The sequence below is a fragment of the Limibacterium fermenti genome, assembly GCF_041902845.1.
GTDB classification, from domain to species: domain Bacteria; phylum Bacteroidota; class Bacteroidia; order Bacteroidales; family Dysgonomonadaceae; genus Limibacterium; species Limibacterium fermenti.
The window spans coordinates 788,431-805,724 of sequence record NZ_CP159486.1; the positions used below are offsets into that span (position 1 = coordinate 788,431).

Annotated in this window: 27 protein-coding genes; 23 read left to right on the forward strand and 4 right to left on the reverse strand. The window is 41.2% G+C overall.

All coding sequences use genetic code 11. The features are described 5' to 3' along the window. Window positions 1-2,157, forward strand: a complete 2,157-nt coding sequence (locus tag ABNK31_RS03505) for a S9 family peptidase (protein ID WP_418894345.1) — start codon at window positions 1-3, stop codon at window positions 2,155-2,157. A 479-nt stretch (window positions 2,158-2,636) separates the two neighbouring features. Beyond that, entirely contained in the window at window positions 2,637-3,509 is an 873-nt protein-coding gene (locus ABNK31_RS03510; RefSeq protein WP_418894346.1) for a hypothetical protein, read from the forward strand. Between the two features lie 154 nt (window positions 3,510-3,663). Here the strand turns inward: ABNK31_RS03510 and ABNK31_RS03515 are convergent, their stop codons facing one another. The 4 genes from ABNK31_RS03515 to ABNK31_RS03530 all read right to left on the reverse strand — a co-directional run bounded on the left by ABNK31_RS03515 (window position 3,664) and on the right by ABNK31_RS03530 (window position 5,666). Further along, a complete protein-coding gene (locus ABNK31_RS03515) occupies window positions 3,664-3,882 on the reverse strand; it encodes a hypothetical protein (RefSeq protein WP_418894347.1) in 219 nt (72 codons plus the stop codon). A gap of 206 nt (window positions 3,883-4,088) precedes the next feature. Further along, window positions 4,089-4,613 (reverse strand): DUF4252 domain-containing protein, encoded by a 525-nt coding sequence (locus ABNK31_RS03520; RefSeq protein ID WP_321578994.1) that lies wholly within the window; start codon window positions 4,611-4,613, stop codon window positions 4,089-4,091. Further along, window positions 4,610-5,149, reverse strand: coding sequence for a hypothetical protein (locus tag ABNK31_RS03525; RefSeq protein WP_418894348.1), 540 nt, complete (start codon window positions 5,147-5,149; stop codon window positions 4,610-4,612). Before ABNK31_RS03525 ends, ABNK31_RS03520 begins: the two co-directional genes overlap by 4 nt. Next, window positions 5,139-5,666 (reverse strand): RNA polymerase sigma factor, encoded by a 528-nt coding sequence (locus ABNK31_RS03530; protein WP_418894349.1) that lies wholly within the window; start codon window positions 5,664-5,666, stop codon window positions 5,139-5,141. The genes ABNK31_RS03525 and ABNK31_RS03530 overlap by 11 nt, the downstream gene beginning before the upstream one ends. 238 nt (window positions 5,667-5,904) lie before the next feature. Between ABNK31_RS03530 and rpsL the strand changes: the two genes are divergently transcribed. From rpsL to rplR, 21 genes are all read left to right on the forward strand, one after another. After that, window positions 5,905-6,309, forward strand: coding sequence for a 30S ribosomal protein S12 (gene rpsL / locus ABNK31_RS03535; RefSeq protein ID WP_418894350.1), 405 nt, complete (start codon window positions 5,905-5,907; stop codon window positions 6,307-6,309). 171 nt (window positions 6,310-6,480) lie between these two features. After that, window positions 6,481-6,957 carry a 30S ribosomal protein S7 gene (gene rpsG, locus ABNK31_RS03540; RefSeq protein ID WP_418894351.1) on the forward strand — a complete coding sequence of 159 codons (477 nt, stop codon included), beginning with the start codon at window positions 6,481-6,483 and terminating at the stop codon, window positions 6,955-6,957. A 24-nt stretch (window positions 6,958-6,981) separates the two neighbouring features. Next, the gene (gene fusA / locus ABNK31_RS03545; RefSeq protein ID WP_418894352.1) at window positions 6,982-9,111 is read left to right on the forward strand and encodes an elongation factor G; all 2,130 of its coding nucleotides are present in this window, start codon (window positions 6,982-6,984) and stop codon (window positions 9,109-9,111) included. A 17-nt stretch (window positions 9,112-9,128) separates the two neighbouring features. Beyond that, entirely contained in the window at window positions 9,129-9,434 is a 306-nt protein-coding gene (rpsJ, locus tag ABNK31_RS03550) for a 30S ribosomal protein S10 (RefSeq protein WP_019541341.1), read from the forward strand. 73 nt (window positions 9,435-9,507) lie between these two features. Then, window positions 9,508-10,125 carry a 50S ribosomal protein L3 gene (gene rplC, locus ABNK31_RS03555; protein WP_418894353.1) on the forward strand — a complete coding sequence of 206 codons (618 nt, stop codon included), beginning with the start codon at window positions 9,508-9,510 and terminating at the stop codon, window positions 10,123-10,125. A gap of 1 nt (window position 10,126) precedes the next feature. Beyond that, window positions 10,127-10,756 carry a 50S ribosomal protein L4 gene (gene rplD / locus ABNK31_RS03560; protein ID WP_418894354.1) on the forward strand — a complete coding sequence of 210 codons (630 nt, stop codon included), beginning with the start codon at window positions 10,127-10,129 and terminating at the stop codon, window positions 10,754-10,756. Window positions 10,757-10,767: 11 nt separating this feature from the next. Beyond that, window positions 10,768-11,061 carry a 50S ribosomal protein L23 gene (gene rplW / locus ABNK31_RS03565; protein ID WP_418894355.1) on the forward strand — a complete coding sequence of 98 codons (294 nt, stop codon included), beginning with the start codon at window positions 10,768-10,770 and terminating at the stop codon, window positions 11,059-11,061. A 7-nt stretch (window positions 11,062-11,068) separates the two neighbouring features. Then, the gene (rplB, locus tag ABNK31_RS03570; protein ID WP_418894356.1) at window positions 11,069-11,896 is read left to right on the forward strand and encodes a 50S ribosomal protein L2; all 828 of its coding nucleotides are present in this window, start codon (window positions 11,069-11,071) and stop codon (window positions 11,894-11,896) included. 26 nt (window positions 11,897-11,922) lie between these two features. Beyond that, window positions 11,923-12,192: a 30S ribosomal protein S19 gene (gene rpsS, locus ABNK31_RS03575; RefSeq protein WP_418894357.1), complete on the forward strand. Its 270-nt coding sequence runs from the start codon at window positions 11,923-11,925 to the stop codon at window positions 12,190-12,192. Between the two features lie 35 nt (window positions 12,193-12,227). Further along, the gene (gene rplV, locus ABNK31_RS03580) at window positions 12,228-12,659 is read left to right on the forward strand and encodes a 50S ribosomal protein L22 (RefSeq protein ID WP_418894358.1); all 432 of its coding nucleotides are present in this window, start codon (window positions 12,228-12,230) and stop codon (window positions 12,657-12,659) included. A 3-nt stretch (window positions 12,660-12,662) separates the two neighbouring features. After that, window positions 12,663-13,418 (forward strand): 30S ribosomal protein S3, encoded by a 756-nt coding sequence (gene rpsC, locus ABNK31_RS03585; protein WP_418894359.1) that lies wholly within the window; start codon window positions 12,663-12,665, stop codon window positions 13,416-13,418. Window positions 13,419-13,429: 11 nt separating this feature from the next. Next, window positions 13,430-13,861, forward strand: coding sequence for a 50S ribosomal protein L16 (rplP, locus tag ABNK31_RS03590; RefSeq protein ID WP_418894360.1), 432 nt, complete (start codon window positions 13,430-13,432; stop codon window positions 13,859-13,861). A 6-nt stretch (window positions 13,862-13,867) separates the two neighbouring features. Continuing rightward, window positions 13,868-14,071: a 50S ribosomal protein L29 gene (rpmC, locus tag ABNK31_RS03595; protein ID WP_418894361.1), complete on the forward strand. Its 204-nt coding sequence runs from the start codon at window positions 13,868-13,870 to the stop codon at window positions 14,069-14,071. 8 nt (window positions 14,072-14,079) lie between these two features. Further along, window positions 14,080-14,337 (forward strand): 30S ribosomal protein S17, encoded by a 258-nt coding sequence (rpsQ, locus tag ABNK31_RS03600; protein WP_418894362.1) that lies wholly within the window; start codon window positions 14,080-14,082, stop codon window positions 14,335-14,337. A gap of 1 nt (window position 14,338) precedes the next feature. Further along, the gene (gene rplN / locus ABNK31_RS03605; RefSeq protein ID WP_418894363.1) at window positions 14,339-14,704 is read left to right on the forward strand and encodes a 50S ribosomal protein L14; all 366 of its coding nucleotides are present in this window, start codon (window positions 14,339-14,341) and stop codon (window positions 14,702-14,704) included. 23 nt (window positions 14,705-14,727) lie between these two features. Then, window positions 14,728-15,048 carry a 50S ribosomal protein L24 gene (gene rplX / locus ABNK31_RS03610; RefSeq protein ID WP_418894364.1) on the forward strand — a complete coding sequence of 107 codons (321 nt, stop codon included), beginning with the start codon at window positions 14,728-14,730 and terminating at the stop codon, window positions 15,046-15,048. Then, window positions 15,045-15,608 (forward strand): 50S ribosomal protein L5, encoded by a 564-nt coding sequence (gene rplE / locus ABNK31_RS03615; protein ID WP_418894365.1) that lies wholly within the window; start codon window positions 15,045-15,047, stop codon window positions 15,606-15,608. Before rplX ends, rplE begins: the two co-directional genes overlap by 4 nt. A gap of 3 nt (window positions 15,609-15,611) precedes the next feature. Further along, window positions 15,612-15,881, forward strand: coding sequence for a 30S ribosomal protein S14 (gene rpsN, locus ABNK31_RS03620; RefSeq protein WP_418894366.1), 270 nt, complete (start codon window positions 15,612-15,614; stop codon window positions 15,879-15,881). Window positions 15,882-15,955: 74 nt separating this feature from the next. Further along, window positions 15,956-16,351, forward strand: coding sequence for a 30S ribosomal protein S8 (rpsH, locus tag ABNK31_RS03625; protein ID WP_418894367.1), 396 nt, complete (start codon window positions 15,956-15,958; stop codon window positions 16,349-16,351). 18 nt (window positions 16,352-16,369) lie between these two features. Next, window positions 16,370-16,924 carry a 50S ribosomal protein L6 gene (gene rplF, locus ABNK31_RS03630; protein WP_418894368.1) on the forward strand — a complete coding sequence of 185 codons (555 nt, stop codon included), beginning with the start codon at window positions 16,370-16,372 and terminating at the stop codon, window positions 16,922-16,924. Window positions 16,925-16,945: 21 nt separating this feature from the next. Further along, window positions 16,946-17,290: a 50S ribosomal protein L18 gene (rplR, locus tag ABNK31_RS03635; RefSeq protein WP_418895355.1), complete on the forward strand. Its 345-nt coding sequence runs from the start codon at window positions 16,946-16,948 to the stop codon at window positions 17,288-17,290. The last annotated feature ends 4 nt before the right edge of the window (window positions 17,291-17,294 follow it).

Sequence of the window (17,294 nt, forward strand, 5' to 3'; positions counted from 1 at the left end):
ATGAAGAAAACGTTTCTTTTATCTCTATTTGTGATTATTGCGGCTTGCGTGTCGGCGCAAGGGTTTACGCTACAAGATATGGTTGCCGGAAAATTCGCTCCCCGCGGTATTGCCCCGATGGTTTCCTCGGCGGATGGCTTGCATTATTACCAGGCAGACCCAATGAATACGGCGGTTGTCAAGTATTCCTATGCCACGGGCGATGCGGTCGACACCCTCTTTAACGCTCGTACGGCGCGCGAATGCCCTTTTGATACTTTCGAAGGTTTTCTGGTCAGTCCCGATGAATATCGGGTGCTGGTCTATCGCGAAAGAGAACAAATCTATCGTCATTCCTTTAAAGCAACGTATTATTATCATGACGTGAGGCGTAATTTAGTGCGGAAGTTAACCGAAAACGCATCCAAACAAATGATTCCAACGTTTTCTCCGGACGGAAAAATGCTTGCCTATGTGTGTGATAACAATGTGTGGTTAGCGAAGTTCGATTTCGATACCGAATCGCAGGTAACCAAGGATGGAGAATTCAATAAGATTATTAACGGGGCGACCGATTGGACGTATGAAGAAGAGTTCGGAACGACCCGCCTGATGGAGTTTTCTCCCGATAACCGGGTGCTGGCATTTGTACGTAGCGATGAATCGCACGTGAAGGAGTTCTCGTTTCAGCGCTTTGAACAACAACTCTATCCTGATTATTACCGGTTTAAATATCCGAAGGCCGGAGAACGCAATTCCGATGTGCAGGTACGGGTATTCGATATTGAGGCTCGTACAACACGCTCTGTCGAATTGCCGATCGAAAGGGACAGTTACATTCCCCGTATTCAGTTTACCGACAATCCTTCGCAGTTAGCCATCATGACGTTGAATCGTAATCAAAACTGTTTCGATATGTATTTTGCCGATCCTCGGACGACGGTCGCAAAATTAATCCTTCGGGATGAAAGCAAGTATTACATCGATTCCGAATGGTTGAACTCCATCCGTTTCTTACCCGATCGTTTTACGTACATCTCCGAAAAAGACGGATATAGCCACCTATATATCTATGGCATTTCCGGAACCTTAATCAAACAACTGACTTCCGGAAAGTATGATGTGACTAAATTATATGCCGTCGATCCTCAAGCGGGAGTGGTCTTTTATGAAGCGGCTGATGAAAGTCCTTTGAGACGTTCGGTTTTCAAAGTGAGTATCGATAAGGGCCAATCTACGAAGCTTTCGGCTCAAAACGGATACAATACGGCGGTATTTAGCCAAAAAGGAAAGTTCTTTGTCAATCGTTGGTCGGATGCGAAGACGCCGCCGGTGATTGCGTTGTATGATGCGAATGGCAAACAACTTCGGGTGCTTGAAGACAATCAATCTTTACGGACCCTTTTGACTTCGGCGAAATTGCCGCAAAAAGAATTTATTGCGGTTCCTGCGGCCGATGGGGTCACTCAATTAAATGGATGGATGATCAAACCCAAAAACTTTACCGCCTCTCAAAAATATCCGGTGGTGATGGTTCAGTATAGCGGCCCGAATTCGCAGGAGGTACAAGACCGGTATGAGGCGGACTGGTATTATGCGTTGGCCGACGAAGGGTTTGTGGTGATATCGGTAGACGGCAGAGGGACGGGCGCCCGTGGGGAAGCTTTTCGAAAAGGCACGTATTTAAATCTCGGCATTCAAGAGTCGGATGACCAAATTGCGGCTGCAAGGCATCTCGCTACCTTGCCTTATGTTGATGGTAGTCGTATTGGTATCTGGGGATGGAGTTACGGAGGATATAATGTGCTGATGAGTATGAGCCGGGGAACCGTCTTTAAAGCCGGAGTCGCTATTGCACCGGTTACCGACTGGCGTTTTTACGATACCGTATACAGCGAACGCTTCATGCGCACTCCTCAGCAGAATGCCGAGGGTTATCGGAATGCATCGGCCGTAGAGCTAGCGGGAAAACTGACCGGAAAACTATTGCTTATTCAGGGTACGGCCGATGATAACGTGCATTTCCAGAACTCCATAGAATATACCCGGGCGCTGATTGCGGCCGATAAGCATTTCGATATGTTTTTCTTTCCGGATAAAAATCATTTTATAAATGGCGACAATGCGCGGACTTATTTATTTACCAAGGTGGTGAAGTTTTATAAAGAGAATTTATAGTAACTTACTCAGTAGTTTTCTGTTGCGATATTTAAAAATAGATATTGCAACAGATTTTTTTTGTCCCAAAAACAAAAACCAACCTTTGTTGTTATATAGGAAGATTTTACGATAAAGTTAATCTTTTAATCTTTAACGTAAAGGAACGTTTCGGCCGGATTTTGTTATATCGTAGGGCTGTAACACTTAAAAATAACAATGAAAACAATTGATAGGGTTATTATATCTTTTGTTTCCTATAAGGGTGGATGATTTTTATGGGTTTGACTAATATGCAAAAAATATTGAGAAATCCAGCATTTGGGTTATTGCCGGTGCTTGTATTTTCTTTTTTAATTGTAAGTACAAACCAATATATCGCAATGGCGATAGGTTTGTCTCTTTCTATTTTGGGAGCTTTGGTGGTAAAAAAGTATAGTAGATTAATTTATGAACTTTCTGTTATTGCTTTCTTAGCCTCTCTTGTTCTGTGCTTTTTTATGGCCCCTCAGCTAGATAGCTTGAGGGTATTTATCGTTGTGGAGGTGACTTTTGTGCTTTCGCTCATCATTTCCCGGTTGGTGCGTACAAGAATAGTGTTGCGTTTGGCGAGAAAGAATAATCCGTTAGTGAAAAACTATCTCAGTGAGTCGTTCCGTATTGCTTTTCAAGCTCAATACGGCTTGTCTATTCATTTATTAATCATATTGGGCTTTTTTGTGTTTTCCACAATAACCCATCCGCTCTTCAACCGTTTACTCGTGCTATTAATCCCCCAGATCATTCTGATTCTCCTTATATTTATGGAGGGCATACGATTACGAATTTTGGACAAAAAACTCTATCGGGAGGAGTGGTTGCCGGTGGTGACCGAAACAGGCGATGTGACCGGACGTGTGGCTAAGTCGGTGACGAAAGATATGAAAAATAAATTTATGCATCCGGTCGTAAGGGTGGCTTTGATCTTTAAAGGACGGATTTATTTGAAGGAGCGTGATCAATCGAGGCTGTTGGATCCCGGAATGTTGGATTATCCCTTCGAAAAATACATGCAATATAATCACGATATAGAAGAAGCTGTCCGCAACAGTATCGGCTCTGAGTCTAAAAATTCCGATATTCCCGTACGGTTTTTATTGAAATATATTTTTGAGAACGAAAATACGAAAAGATTAGTCTTCTTGTATGTTTCTGAAATTGTGGATGAAATAACATTCAACAGCTTGAACTTAACCGGCGGCAAATTATGGACGGAGACTCAGATTGAAGATAACATCGGAAACAATATTTTTTCGGAGTGCTTCGAACTCGAATTCGAGTATTTGAAGAATACGGTATTATTATCTTACCATTTAAAAAATACAGATTCCTGAAATTTTCATCCATTACCTGCGACCCCATCCGGGTAATATTTCATGGAGAACGTTTTTTTATCCGTAAGCGTTTGTATCGGTGGTAAAAGGCGTTCATGCACCCGACAAGGTTCACGCACCTCAAGCAAAGAGGTTCGACTCGTTCGAAAAGTCGTTACAATATAGATGCAGTCGTTTTCGGCTCGTTCGAAAGGTCGTTGCAATAGATGCAAATCGTTTTCGACTCAGGCGAAAGGTTGTCGCAATAGATGTAAGCTGTTTTCGGCTCGTTCGAAAGGTTGTAGCAATAGATGCAAGCTGTTTTCGGCTCGTTCGAAAGGTCGTTGCAATAGATGCAAATCGTTTTCGACTCAGGCGAAAGGTTGTTGCGCATAATGTAAAGCCTTTTTTACCCGGCAAACGCTTCTAGCAACCGTTGATACTGTTTCCCGTAAAGAACAGATGATGCCCTGTCATTGTCCATTATCCCTTATCAATTGTGCATTATAAAGCAATAGGCGACTAAACTCACGTTCGGCCGCCTATTCATCGTTTAAATATAAAAAAGAAAAAAGTTATTTGTTTGACGATTATTTCGTTTTATCGTTCTCTGTTATGTTCGTTGTTTGTGCCTGACGAGAATATTTCTTCATTTAATAAATCAGACAATTTCGAGATGGAATTGAAATCGACTTTTCCGGATACGGAAATAATGGTTAATTTCCGGTCATTATCCAATGCTATGAGGATAATGTTCTGATTGTCTTTATCAATTTCCTTGAAAAGGACTTCTACTTTTGATTTTCGCTCATCTACGGAAAGCATCTTTTCATAATCCGAAAATTCTTTATCCACGAGTTCGTTGGCTTTTTTGAAATAATATTTTGCATCTTTTCGATTCTCCGTTATAACCATACGGATATGATTCAACTCTTTCAGGAGAGTCTTTAATTCGGCATCCTCTACATCCTCGGCCATTTTTTTGAGCATGGTCTTGCCGATGTTGACATTGTTGACCGGCCGCTTTTCCTCTACGTAAGTATCGATGAATTGCGTGACAAAATCATCGGCAAAAAGCGATGACGAAATCAACAATACGAAGATAATCAATAAGCTCTTTTTCATAAATCAATTTTTTTTCGAGGAGCTGGCTTTTCGATATTTATCGAGTCCATGCCTGGCCAGTCCAGATTGAGTTTGTCAATTTCCTGAAACGTCTTAATGTAAACGGATTCGCTTATTTCGAAAGCGCGCGATAATTTCTCAAAAGCAAAGGCGGCTTGGTGCATAGCCGCGTCCGAGTCGTTATATGTTTCGGTTAAGTAGGGCTTGCTGGCATCTTGTTTCGAGATGAGGAATAAACTGATTCCTAACGCTACAATCAAGGCCACAGATGCTGCAATACGTAATAAGGGAGCAAATATGCGTATGGTGATGTATTGAGGCGATTTTTTAATCTGTTTCCGTATTTTTTCTTCAAAACCGGGACTAAGGCTAAGCGACTGCTGCTCGTCTCTATAACGGAATAACGGGATGTAGCATTTTAGGTCGTTGGGTACATTTTCGCCTAAAAAGAAATCCTGAAGTTCCTTTTCTTCCGACGGGGACGTTTGGCATCCCCAATATTTATTTAATAATGTATGAATATACTCACCATTCATTTTTATCGAAGTTTTCGAAATTTGATAATAATTCTCTCATTTTTCTCCTTGCTCTGAAAAGGCTTACTTTTACCAAGTCTTCCGTAATGCCGAGGCTTTGTGATATTTCTTTGTAATTCATCCCCTCGATTTCACGTAGCTGAAAAACCAATTTCTGATTTTCGGTAAGCTTTTCGATACATTGATATATAATAGAGCGCTGTTCTTGCTGAACGATTTCTTGATACGGAGAATGCGTGTCGACAAACGTCCGGCTTTCAATTTCGGCGTCTATGCTATCCGTTTTTTTTATAGCATCCGAAACCAATCGGTCCAGGGCTAAATTCTTTATGCTGCGAAAGCAATAGGCTTCGAGATTCTCAATCGTATCCCATTCGTTTCTCTTGTTCCAGAGTTTTAGCAAGACGTCTTGAACAATGTCCTCCGCTTCGGTTTGCTCTTTTACAATACTTAAAGCAAGCCTGTAAAACTGATTGCTCAAAGGCAAGATAATCCGATGGAATTTATCGTTACTCATTATTGAATGACGGGCAATGAAGGAAAAAGTTACAGCGATGGGGAAAAAATTTCAAAAAGACTTACAATCGCTTGCATATTTGCTTGATTATTCGTAATTTTGTGCCGCTTTTGACTCGTACTCTTGCGCTTTTACGTGATAATCAATCGATTATTTCGCAATTGTGATATAGTAAGAAGTCTGAATAGCGTTATTGCAAAAATAAAATAAACATAAGTGATAAAAAGAAAGTAGAAAAATGCCTACAATTCAACAATTAGTCAGAAAAGGACGTACCGAACTTACGGAAAAGAGTAAATCCCCCGCATTGGATTCATGTCCGCAACGTCGTGGCGTATGTGTGAGGGTGTATACTACCACTCCTAAAAAGCCGAATTCGGCAATGAGAAAAGTAGCCCGTGTGCGCTTAACCAACTCAAAAGAAGTGAATGCGTATATTCCGGGAGAAGGTCATAACCTTCAAGAGCACTCGATTGTACTGGTGCGCGGAGGTCGTGTGAAAGATCTTCCCGGCGTTCGTTATCACATTGTTCGTGGAACGCTGGATACAGCCGGCGTAAACGGTCGTACGCAGAGACGTTCCAAGTATGGCGCTAAGCGTCCTAAACCGGGAGCTGCGACTGCTGCAACGAAGAAAAAGTAATGCTTCATCGTTTGGGCTTCTGCATAAATTAATAATAAGTGTAATTAAACAAAATAAAATCGCTGTTGAAATTTTTGGGATAGGCTACTACTTATAGGTTGAGTAAATAATTCAGAGGAATTCTTGAAGGCTGGTAAAGGCAACCAAACACAACACAAAATTTTTTAGACAATGAGAAAAGCAAAACCTAAGAAAAGACAGATCCTGCCGGATCCGGTTTATGGTGATGTAAGGGTAACAAAGTTTGTTAACCACCTTATGTATGATGGAAAGAAGAGTATATCCTACGATATCTTCTATTCTGCATTAGAAACCGTTAAGGGAAAGTTACCGAATGACGAAAAAACAGCTCTCGAAATTTGGAAAGCTGCATTAGATAATATTACTCCACAGGTTGAAGTGAAATCTCGCCGTGTAGGCGGTGCAACATTTCAAGTACCAACCGAAATACGCCCCGATAGAAAAGAATCCATCTCCATGAAGAATCTTATTCTTTATGCTCGTAAAAGAGGTGGTAAAACGATGGCCGATAAGTTAGCCGCAGAAATTGTGGATGCTTATAACAGTCAAGGGGGATCCTTTAAAAGGAAAGAAGATATGCATAGAATGGCGGAAGCTAACAGGGCTTTTGCTCATTTCAGATTTTAAAATAGATTAGGAGGTAAAAAAAAGATGGTAAAAGGTTCTAAAGAAATATTAACTCGCACTCGCAACATTGGGATTATGGCGCATATCGATGCCGGTAAAACCACCACATCGGAGCGTATTTTGTATTACACCGGGTTGACTCATAAAATCGGTGAAGTGCATGATGGCGCAGCGACTATGGACTGGATGGAGCAAGAGCAGGAACGTGGAATCACCATTACTTCTGCTGCTACGACTACGAGTTGGAAATATAACGATGAAACGTATAAGATTAACTTGATTGACACTCCGGGGCACGTTGACTTTACCGTTGAGGTGGAGCGTTCTTTACGTATTCTTGATGGGGCTGTCGCGGCTTTCTGTGCCGTCGGAGGCGTTGAGCCTCAGTCTGAAACCGTATGGCGTCAGGCCGAGAAATATAAAGTTCCCAGAATTGGGTATGTTAATAAAATGGATCGTTCGGGAGCCAATTTTTTTGAAGTCGTTCGTCAAGTGAAAGAGGTGTTGGGTGCAAGGCCTTGCCCTATTCAAATACCTATCGGCGCTGAAGAGGGATTCAAAGGTGTTGTCGATCTGGTTGCCATGAAAGCGTTGTATTGGCACGACGAAACCATGGGTGCTGATTATGATGTGGTGGATATCCCCGCAGACCTTCTTGACGAAGCGAAAGAATGGCGTGAAAAAATGCTGGAAATTGTGGCGGATTTTGATGACGTTGTGATGGAGAAGTTTTTCGATAATCCCGATTCTATCACGGAAGATGAAATCAAGAACGCCATTAGAAAAGGCACGCTTGCGTTGGAGATTAATCCGATGATTTGCGGTTCTTCTTTTAAAAATAAAGGAGTTCAAACGCTACTCGATGCTGTTTGCGCCTATTTGCCCAGTCCGGAGGATACCGAAGCTATTGTCGGTACCGATCCGAACAATCCCGGCAAAGAAATAATCCGTCGCCCTCTGTTCGAAGAACCTTTATGCGCATTAGCTTTTAAAATTGCAACCGATCCTTATGTAGGACGCTTGTGCTATTTCCGTGTATATTCGGGTTCTTTGGAAGCCGGTTCGTATGTTTATAATACACGTTCCGGAAAAAAAGAACGGATCTCTCGTTTGTTCCAAATGCACTCCAATAAACAAAATCCGAAAGAATTCATTGGATGTGGCGATATTGGAGCTGGTGTTGGGTTTAAAGATATCCGTACCGGTGATACCCTTTGTGATGAAGCGCATCCGATCGTTCTGGAATCGATGGACTTTCCTACGCCTGTTTTGGGTATTGCGATTGAGCCGAAAACGCAGAAGGATTTGGATAAACTGTCTACCGGTTTGGCTAAACTGGCGGAAGAAGATCCTACGTTCACTGTAAAAACCGATGAAGAAACGGGACAAACCGTTATTTCCGGTATGGGTGAGCTTCACTTGGAAATCATTATCGATCGGTTAAAACGTGAGTTTAAGGTCGAAGCCAATCAGGGACGGCCGCAGGTTTCTTACAAAGAGGCTATTACTCAAGCTATCGAACTGCGTGAAGTTTATAAAAAACAGAGCGGTGGACGCGGTAAATTTGCCGATATGATTGTTCGGGTAGAACCCGCTGATAAGGATTTTGAAGGTGGATTGCAATTTATAGACGAAGTAAAAGGCGGTAACATTCCGAAAGAATTTATTCCTTCTATTCAAAAAGGATTCCAACGTGCAATGAAGAACGGCGTCTTAGCCGGATACTCGTTGGATAAGCTAAAGGTTACCGTAATTGACGGGTCTTTTCACCCTGTCGACTCGGATCAATTATCCTTTGAGATTTGTGCGATACAGGCATTCAAAAAAGCTTCTGAAAAAGCCGGTCCGGTACTTCTGGAGCCTATTATGAAAGTGGAAGTGGTTACTCCCGAAGAGAGTATGGGGGATGTGATCTCCGATTTAAATAAACGTCGCGGACAGATTGAAGGAATGGAATCGAATCGTTCCGGTGCCCGCATTGTGAAAGCCAAAGCGCCTTTGTCGGAGATGTTCGGTTATGTGACGGCTTTGCGTACGATTACATCGGGACGCGCTACCTCTACGATGTCTTTTTCGCATTATGAACAGGTTTCACCTTCTATTGCGAGACAGGTACTGACGGAAGTAAAAGGTCGTGTAGATTTGATTAAATAAACATTATAAATATATTTATGAGCCAGAAAATCAGAATAAAACTGAAGTCTTACGATTACAGCTTGGTGGATAAATCAGCTGAAAAGATCGTGAAAACTGTCAAGGCTACGGGTGCAGTGGTGAGTGGACCTATTCCATTACCCACTCACAAACGTATATTCACCGTAAACCGATCCACTTTCGTGAATAAAAAATCGCGTGAGCAGTTCGAGTTAGCATCTTTTAAACGCTTAATCGATATTTATAGCTCTACGGCGAAGACTGTCGATGCGTTAATGAAGCTGGAATTACCCAGCGGAGTGGAAGTGGAGATCAAAGTGTAATTTGTCTTTGATTGGAATTAAAGGGAATGATTCATTCCCCTTACATTATTAATATTTAAAAAGCAAAAGTGAAATGCCAGGATTAATTGGGAAAAAAATCGGAATGACATCCGTTTTCAGTGCCGATGGAAAAAATGTTCCATGCACTGTTATCGAAGTAGGTCCTTGCGTAGTTACTCAGATAAAAACAGCGGAAAAAGATGGCTATGATTCGGTGCAGTTGGGGTTTGTCGATAAGAAAGACAAACACACTCCAAATGCTGAGAAAGGTCATTTTAAGAAAGCTGGAGTGACTCCGAAAAGGCACTTGGTTGAGTTCAAAGGCTTTGAAGAAAGCTACAAATTGGGTTCGGAAATCAGTGTGGAAATTTTTAATGATACTATTTTCGTCGATGTTGTCGGAACATCAAAAGGAAAAGGTTTCCAAGGTGTCGTGAAGCGTCACGGATTCGCCGGAGTAGGGCAATCTACCCACGGTCAGCACAATCGACTGCGTGCTCCGGGTTCGATCGGGGAATCTTCTTACCCGGCTAAAGTATTCAAAGGAACCCGCATGGCGGGACAAACAGGTAATGAGCGTGTAACCGTTCAAAACTTGCAGGTGGTTAAAGTGATCCCTGAACATAACCTTTTATTAGTAAAAGGATCCGTTCCAGGAGCAAAAGGTTCAATCTTATTAATTGAAAAGTAAAATGGAATTAAGTATCTATAATATAAATGGAGAGGTAACAGATAAAAAGGTCACACTCAATGATTCCATTTTCGGAATAGAACCTAATAATCATGTTATCTGGTTGGATGTGAAGCTCTATATGGCGAATCAACGTCAGGGGACTCACAAATCGAAAGAAAGAAGTGAAATTTCGGGAAGTACCCGTAAGCTTATCAGGCAAAAAGGGAGCGGCGGAGCTCGTCGTGGTGACATAAACTCTCCCGTTTTAGTGGGTGGTGCTCGCGTATTCGGTCCAAAACCTCGTGATTACGGTTTTAAATTGAATAAAAAGCAGAAAGCATTGGCTCGTAAATCGGCTCTTTCTTTGAAAGCTAAAAATAATGCGATTGTTGTGGTGGAGGATTTTGATTTCGATCAACCCAAAACAAAGAAGATCGTAGAGTTGACGAATAAATTGCAACTTGCTGATAAAAAGTTACTTTTCGTTTTGCCAGGTCAAAATAAAAACGTATATTTGTCGGCTCGAAATTTAAGTCGGATAAGTGTTATAACAGCTTCTGATATAAATACATATAAAATAATGAACTCTGCGAGTTTAATACTCACAGAGTCGTCTGTTGCTGTATTTGATAATTTGTTTAAAGCATAAGGAGATATAAAATGAGTGTAATTATTAAACCCATATTTACAGAGAAGCAAACGCTCATAACGGATAAGTTCTCGAACCGTTATGGTTTCATTGTTCTCCCGAATGCGAATAAAGTGCAGATAAAAAATGCAGTGGAGAAACTGTATAATGTGCATGTAGAAAGAGTAAATACAATGAAATATGATGGTAAGTTGAGAAATCGCTACACCAAGTCTGGCGTGGTTGAAGGTCGTACACCATCCTATAAGAAAGCAATTATCACCTTAAAAGAAGGTGATAGTATTGATTTGTTTAGCAATATTTAAAATTAAGATGGCAATACGTAAACTAAAGCCCACAACACCGGGGCAAAGACACAAGATTATCGGTTCATTTGATAATATCACTGCAAATGTACCGGAAAAATCTCTTGTCGTTGGTAAAAAACGTACCGGCGGACGTAATCACCGTGGTAAAATGACGATGCGTCATATTGGTGGTGGTCACAAGAAGAAGTACCGTTTAATTGACTTCAAGAGAACAAAAGATGATATTCCGGCAACGGTAAAAACTATTGAATACGATCCGAATCGCTCGGCTCGTATCGCATTATTGTTTTATGCCGATGGAGCAAAAGCGTATATTCTTGCTCCTGATGGTCTGGAAGTAGGTCAAACAGTGATTTCGGGTACAAAAGCGGCTCCGGAAATTGGAAATTGCCTGCCTCTCTCTCAGATTCCTCTCGGAACGGTTATTCATAACATTGAATTGAGGCCCGGACAGGGAGCTAAAATGGCACGTTCAGCCGGAACGTTTGCTCAGTTGGTATCCCGCGAAGATAAATATGCCGTTATAAAAATGCCTTCGGGTGAAGTGCGTAAAATTCTAGCTTCTTGTAAAGCTACGATTGGTAGTGTTGGAAATTCAGATCATGCTCTCGAAAAATCAGGTAAAGCTGGTAGATCAAGATGGTTAGGACGTCGTCCTCGTGTACGCGGAGTGGTAATGAACCCTGTAGATCACCCGATGGGTGGTGGTGAAGGTCGTGCTTCCGGTGGTCACCCGAGATCGCGCAAGGGGTTATATGCTAAGGGACTAAAAACTAGATCTCCTAAGAAACATTCTTCTAAGTACATCGTTGAAAGAAGAAAAAAGAAATAATCTGATTTTAATTTACATATAAACAAATGAGCAGATCATTAAAAAAAGGTCCGTATATCAATCTAAAATTAGAAAAGAAGGTCAACACTATGAATGACAGCGGTAAAAAAACCGTTGTAAAAACATGGGCGCGTTCTTCTATGATTTCACCTGATTTTGTAGGCCACACGCTTGCTGTCCACAATGGGAATAAATTTATTCCGGTATATATTACTGAAAATATGGTAGGACACAAACTGGGCGAATTTGCAGTGACACGTACCTTCCGAGGACATGCGGGAAATAAGAAGAAATAAAATCAGGGTGATAAACTATATAAATAATTAGAGACATGAGTGCTAGAAAAAGAATATCAGCCGAACAAAGGAAAGAAAACCGCAAAGATGTTAGTTTCGCCATATTGAAAAATGTCCCCAGTTCTCCGCGTAAAATGCGTTATGTTGCGGACATGGTGCGTGGAATGGAAGTTTTTAAGGCTTTAGGCGTTTTAAAGTTTTCTAATAAGGAAGCTTCTTCGAAGATAGAAAAGTTATTGCTATCTGCGATTGCCAATTGGGAACAGAAAAACGAACGTAAAGCCGATAACGGTGAATTATATATTAAAACAATTTCTGTGGATGGGGGGGCTACCTTGAAAAGGCTTCGTCCGGCTCCGCAAGGGCGTGGTTACAGAATCCGTAAACGGTCTAATCACGTTACCATTGTGGTAGATACCTATGCTAAAACAGAAACAATAGAAGAACAAGATCAATTAAATAAATAGCAGATGGGACAAAAGGTAAATCCGATAGCAAATCGTTTAGGGATCATCAAAGGATGGGACTCTAACTGGTACGGTGGAGATAATTATGGCGAAACATTATTGGAAGATAGCAAAATTCGTAATTATTTGCATGCCCGTCTTGCTAAAGCAAGTGTATCTCGCATCGTTATCGAAAGAACATTGAAACTCGTTACGATCACTATTTGTACCGCTCGCCCCGGCATTATTATCGGAAAAGGTGGACAAGAAGTCGACAAGTTGAAAGAGGAATTAAAGAAAATAACAGACAAGGACGTACAGATCAATATCTTTGAGATTAAAAAACCGGAGTTGGATGCTGTAATCGTAGCCAATAACGTAGCGCGTCAGATAGAAGGAAAGATAGCTTATCGCAGGGCTATAAAAATGGCTATCGCCGCAACTATGAGAATGGGTGCCGAGGGTGTTAAGATTCAAATATCCGGACGTTTAAATGGAGCTGAAATGGCTCGTTCGGAAATGTATAAAGAAGGAAGAACGCCTTTGCATACTTTCCGTGCAGATATTGACTATGCGCATGCCGAAGCTTTAACAAAAGTGGGTTTGATCGGTATAAAAGTTTGGGTTTGTAGAGGTGAGTTGTATGGAAAAGTAGATCTTGCCCCTAATTTTGCCACCGCTAAAGACCATCATCCGCATGGAGGAGGGGGGCGTCCGAATCGTTCCGAAGGAGCAAACAGAGGTCCCAGAAGGAATAGAAGAAATAATAAAAACGCTTGATATAAAGGAATATGTTACAACCAAAGAAAACAAAATTCAGGAGGCAGCAAAAAGGCCGCATGAAAGGCTATGCCCAGCGCGGTAATCAGTTGGCGTTCGGTTCTTTCGGTATAAAATCTTTAGAATCGAAGTGGATAACCGGAAATCAGATAGAAGCTGCCCGTATTGCGGTTACGCGATATATGCAACGGCAAGGACAAGTTTGGGTACGCATTTTCCCTGATAAGCCGATTACTAAAAAGCCCGCCGAAGTACGTATGGGTAAAGGGAAGGGTAATCCGGAGGGATTCGTAGCCCCTGTCACTCCCGGTAGAATTCTATTTGAAATCGAAGGCGTGTCTTTTGATGTGGCTAAAGAAGCATTGCGCTTGGCTGCTCAGAAATTACCGGTTACGACCAAGTTTATTGTAAGAAGGGATTACGAACAAGCGAAAAATTCGTAAAGAATTATGAAGACAAAGAACGAAGAATATAAAGAGTTATCGGATAAAGATCTGAGTGACAAATTGGAGGCTGAAGTAACGGAGTTGACTCAAATGCGAATCAACCATACGATTACTCCTCTGGATAATTCGGGGTTATTAAAGCAAAAACGTAGAAGTATTGCCCGTATTCATACCGAATTACACGTGCGGAAAACGAAAAAAGCTTAATAAAACAAATGGAAACGAGAAATTTAAGGAAAGAAAGAATCGGGGTCGTTTTCAGCAATAAAATGGAAAAAACCATTACGGTTGCTGTAAAATGGAAAGAAAAACACCCTATGTATGGGAAGTTCGTTAATAAAACGAAGAAATTTCACGCCCACGACGAGAAGAATGACTGTAGCATTGGCGATACGGTTAGAATAATGGAAACGCGCCCTTTGAGTAAAACAAAGAGGTGGAGACTGGTTGAAATAATAGAAAGGGCTAAATAAGATGATACAACAAGAATCAAGATTAACAGTTACCGATAATAGCGGGGCTAAAGAAGCTCTTTGTATTCGAGTGTTGGGAGGTACCAGAAGACGCTATGCTTCTGTAGGAGACGTCATTGTCGTATCCGTTAAAAGTGCCATTCCTTCGAGTGATATCAAGAAAGGATCCGTTTCGAAAGCCATTATTGTTCGCACAAAAAAAGAAATTCGTCGGGCAGACGGTTCTTATATACGTTTCGACGATAATGCTTGCGTGCTCTTAAATAATACAGGTGAATTGAGAGGTAGTCGTATATTCGGTCCCGTAGCGCGTGAAATCCGTGCGACCAATATGAAGATTGTTTCTTTAGCGCCTGAAGTCCTTTAATTTATAAAACAGTCACAGGTAAAATGAGTAAATTACATATTAAAAAAGGAGATACGGTTTACGTTAATTCCGGAGAAAATAAAGGAACGACAGGACGTGTTCTTTCCGTATTGGTAAGTAAGAACCGTGCGATTGTTGAAGGCGTAAATATCGTATCGAAACATACAAAACCGAACGCTCAAAATCCCAATGGTGGAATAGAGAAAAAAGAAGCGTCGATACATCTCTCTAATTTGAATTTGGTCGATCCGAAGTCGGGAAAACCCACCCGTATTGGTCGTAAATTAGATAGCAAAGGTCAATTAGTTCGTTACGCTAAAAAATCAGGGGAGGAAATTAAATGAGTACATACGAAGTAAGTTTAAAAAAGGAATATAAAGACCGTATCGTTCCTGCTTTGATGAAGGAATTTGGTTATAAGTCGGTGATGCAGGCCCCTAAATTGGAAAAGATTGTCATCAATCAGGGTTTGGGTATCGCAGTCGCCGATAAGAAGCTTATTGATACGGCTATCAACGAACTGACTACGATTACGGGACAAAAAGCTGTCGCGACTTATTCACGCAAAGATATTTCGAACTTTAAGTTACGTAAAAAAATGCCGATTGGCGTGCGCGTAACCCTGCGTCACGATAAGATGTATGAGTTTCTTGAAAGATTAGTGAGGGTTGCTTTACCTCGTATTCGCGACTTTAAGGGAATCGAAAGTAAATTGGACGGAAGAGGAAATTATACGTTAGGTATAGAAGAACAGATTATCTTCCCGGAAATTAACATGGATGATATTTCGCGTTTGTTGGGGATGAATATAACTTTTGTAACTTCGGTTCCCACCGATGAAGAAGGGTATGCCCTTTTGAAAGAGTTTGGACTTCCGTTTAAATCAGAACAAAAAAAACAGTAAAGAATGGCAAAAGAATCAATGAAAGCCCGTGAGGTGAAAAGAGCCAAAATGGTTGCTAAATATGCCGAGAAACGTGCTAAGTATCTGGCTGAAGGTAATTATGATGCTCTTCAGACAATTCCTAAAAACGCCTCGCCGGTACGCTTACACAATCGCTGTAAATTAACCGGCCGGCCAAAAGGATATATGCGTCAATTCGGTTTGTCGCGTATTCAGTTTAGGGAAATGGCTTCAAAAGGATTGATCCCCGGAGTGAAAAAAGCAAGTTGGTAATACGATAAGCGTTGAACAAAGATTGTAATTAAATATTGTCCCGGCAGTCGGGATCAATTTAAATTTTTTATATAATGACAGATCCAATAGCAGATTATTTGACGCGGCTAAGAAATGCCATCCAAGCGAAACATCGCGTGGTGGGAATTCCCGCATCAAACTTAAAAAGAGATATAACAAAGATTCTCTTTGAAAAAGGATATATCCTTAACTACAAATTTGTAGAAGAAGGGCCTCAAGGTACCATTATGGTTGCCTTAAAGTATGATCCTGTAAATAAAGTAAATGCCATCAAGAAGTTAATACGTATTTCTTCTCCCGGTTTACGTCGGTATACCGGTTATAAAGATTTGCCTCGTGTATTGAACGGGTTGGGTATTGCTATATTATCTACTTCACAAGGAGTAATGACGGATAAAGAAGCTCGCGATTTAAAAGTGGGCGGGGAAGTTTTATGTTACGTTTATTAATGGAAGGGAAAGTATAATATGTCAAGAATTGGAAAATTACCCATCACATTACCCCAAGGCGTTACTGTTACAGTAGGCGAAAAGAATGCGATTACCGTTAAAGGTCCGAAAGGGGAGCTTACTCAAGCGGTGAGCCCTGGAATGAAAGTGGAAGTGCAGGACGGAACGTTGACTATAGAACGTCCCAATGAAGAAAAAGTGAATCGTGCATTGCATGGATTATATCGTTCTCTGTTGCATAATATGGTTATTGGCGTTACGGATGGGTTCAGAAAAGAGTTAGAACTTATAGGCGTCGGTTATCGCGTGTCCAATAACGGACAAGTACTTGAACTCTCTCTGGGTTTTACTCACAACATTTTCTTGGAATTGCCGGAGGAAATTAAAGTGGAAACAAAAATGGAGAGAAACAAAAGTCCGCTGATTATTCTCGAGTCTTGTGATAAACAATTACTCGGACAGGTCTGCGCGAAAATACGTTCTTTCCGGAAACCTGAGCCTTACAAAGGAAAAGGTATCCGTTTTGTTGGAGAACAAATTCGTCGCAAATCTGGTAAAACAGCAGGTAAATAAATTTCTTAAACTGAAATGGCTATGTTAACAAAGAACGAAAGAAGACAGAAGATAAAAACGCGGGTGCGTGGTAAAGTTTTCGGAACGAAAGAATGCCCACGCCTTTCCGTATTTAGAAGCAATAAACAAATATACGCTCAGGTAATTGATGATACAACCGGAACAACGGTGGCATCGGCTTCTTCCTTGAAAATTGAAGATAAGTTTCCTAAAAAGGAAATTGCTGCAAAGGTAGGTGACTTGATTGCACAATATGCGAAAGAAGCCGGTGTTGAGAAAGTGGCCTTCGACAGAAACGGTTACTTATATCACGGCCGGATTAAAGAACTGGCAGATGCCGCTCGTAAAGGAGGACTTAAATTTTAACGAT

Excerpts from the sequence above, each read along its gene's own strand:
- ABNK31_RS03505 (WP_418894345.1), top strand. The coding sequence starts at position 1 with ATGAAGAAAACGTTTCTTTTATCTCTATTTGTGATTATTGCGGCTTGC.
- ABNK31_RS03510 (WP_418894346.1), top strand. The coding sequence starts at position 2,637 with ATGGCCCCTCAGCTAGATAGCTTGAGGGTATTTATCGTTGTGGAGGTG.
- ABNK31_RS03515 (WP_418894347.1), bottom strand. The coding sequence starts at position 3,882 with ATGCGCAACAACCTTTCGCCTGAGTCGAAAACGATTTGCATCTATTGC.
- ABNK31_RS03520 (WP_321578994.1), bottom strand. The coding sequence starts at position 4,613 with ATGAAAAAGAGCTTATTGATTATCTTCGTATTGTTGATTTCGTCATCG.
- ABNK31_RS03525 (WP_418894348.1), bottom strand. The coding sequence starts at position 5,149 with ATGAATGGTGAGTATATTCATACATTATTAAATAAATATTGGGGATGC.
- ABNK31_RS03530 (WP_418894349.1), bottom strand. The coding sequence starts at position 5,666 with ATGAGTAACGATAAATTCCATCGGATTATCTTGCCTTTGAGCAATCAG.
- rpsL (WP_418894350.1), top strand. The coding sequence starts at position 5,905 with ATGCCTACAATTCAACAATTAGTCAGAAAAGGACGTACCGAACTTACG.
- rpsG (WP_418894351.1), top strand. The coding sequence starts at position 6,481 with ATGAGAAAAGCAAAACCTAAGAAAAGACAGATCCTGCCGGATCCGGTT.
- fusA (WP_418894352.1), top strand. The coding sequence starts at position 6,982 with ATGGTAAAAGGTTCTAAAGAAATATTAACTCGCACTCGCAACATTGGG.
- rpsJ (WP_019541341.1), top strand. The coding sequence starts at position 9,129 with ATGAGCCAGAAAATCAGAATAAAACTGAAGTCTTACGATTACAGCTTG.
- rplC (WP_418894353.1), top strand. The coding sequence starts at position 9,508 with ATGCCAGGATTAATTGGGAAAAAAATCGGAATGACATCCGTTTTCAGT.
- rplD (WP_418894354.1), top strand. The coding sequence starts at position 10,127 with ATGGAATTAAGTATCTATAATATAAATGGAGAGGTAACAGATAAAAAG.
- rplW (WP_418894355.1), top strand. The coding sequence starts at position 10,768 with ATGAGTGTAATTATTAAACCCATATTTACAGAGAAGCAAACGCTCATA.
- rplB (WP_418894356.1), top strand. The coding sequence starts at position 11,069 with ATGGCAATACGTAAACTAAAGCCCACAACACCGGGGCAAAGACACAAG.
- rpsS (WP_418894357.1), top strand. The coding sequence starts at position 11,923 with ATGAGCAGATCATTAAAAAAAGGTCCGTATATCAATCTAAAATTAGAA.
- rplV (WP_418894358.1), top strand. The coding sequence starts at position 12,228 with ATGAGTGCTAGAAAAAGAATATCAGCCGAACAAAGGAAAGAAAACCGC.
- rpsC (WP_418894359.1), top strand. The coding sequence starts at position 12,663 with ATGGGACAAAAGGTAAATCCGATAGCAAATCGTTTAGGGATCATCAAA.
- rplP (WP_418894360.1), top strand. The coding sequence starts at position 13,430 with ATGTTACAACCAAAGAAAACAAAATTCAGGAGGCAGCAAAAAGGCCGC.
- rpmC (WP_418894361.1), top strand. The coding sequence starts at position 13,868 with ATGAAGACAAAGAACGAAGAATATAAAGAGTTATCGGATAAAGATCTG.
- rpsQ (WP_418894362.1), top strand. The coding sequence starts at position 14,080 with ATGGAAACGAGAAATTTAAGGAAAGAAAGAATCGGGGTCGTTTTCAGC.
- rplN (WP_418894363.1), top strand. The coding sequence starts at position 14,339 with ATGATACAACAAGAATCAAGATTAACAGTTACCGATAATAGCGGGGCT.
- rplX (WP_418894364.1), top strand. The coding sequence starts at position 14,728 with ATGAGTAAATTACATATTAAAAAAGGAGATACGGTTTACGTTAATTCC.
- rplE (WP_418894365.1), top strand. The coding sequence starts at position 15,045 with ATGAGTACATACGAAGTAAGTTTAAAAAAGGAATATAAAGACCGTATC.
- rpsN (WP_418894366.1), top strand. The coding sequence starts at position 15,612 with ATGGCAAAAGAATCAATGAAAGCCCGTGAGGTGAAAAGAGCCAAAATG.
- rpsH (WP_418894367.1), top strand. The coding sequence starts at position 15,956 with ATGACAGATCCAATAGCAGATTATTTGACGCGGCTAAGAAATGCCATC.
- rplF (WP_418894368.1), top strand. The coding sequence starts at position 16,370 with ATGTCAAGAATTGGAAAATTACCCATCACATTACCCCAAGGCGTTACT.
- rplR (WP_418895355.1), top strand. The coding sequence starts at position 16,946 with ATGTTAACAAAGAACGAAAGAAGACAGAAGATAAAAACGCGGGTGCGT.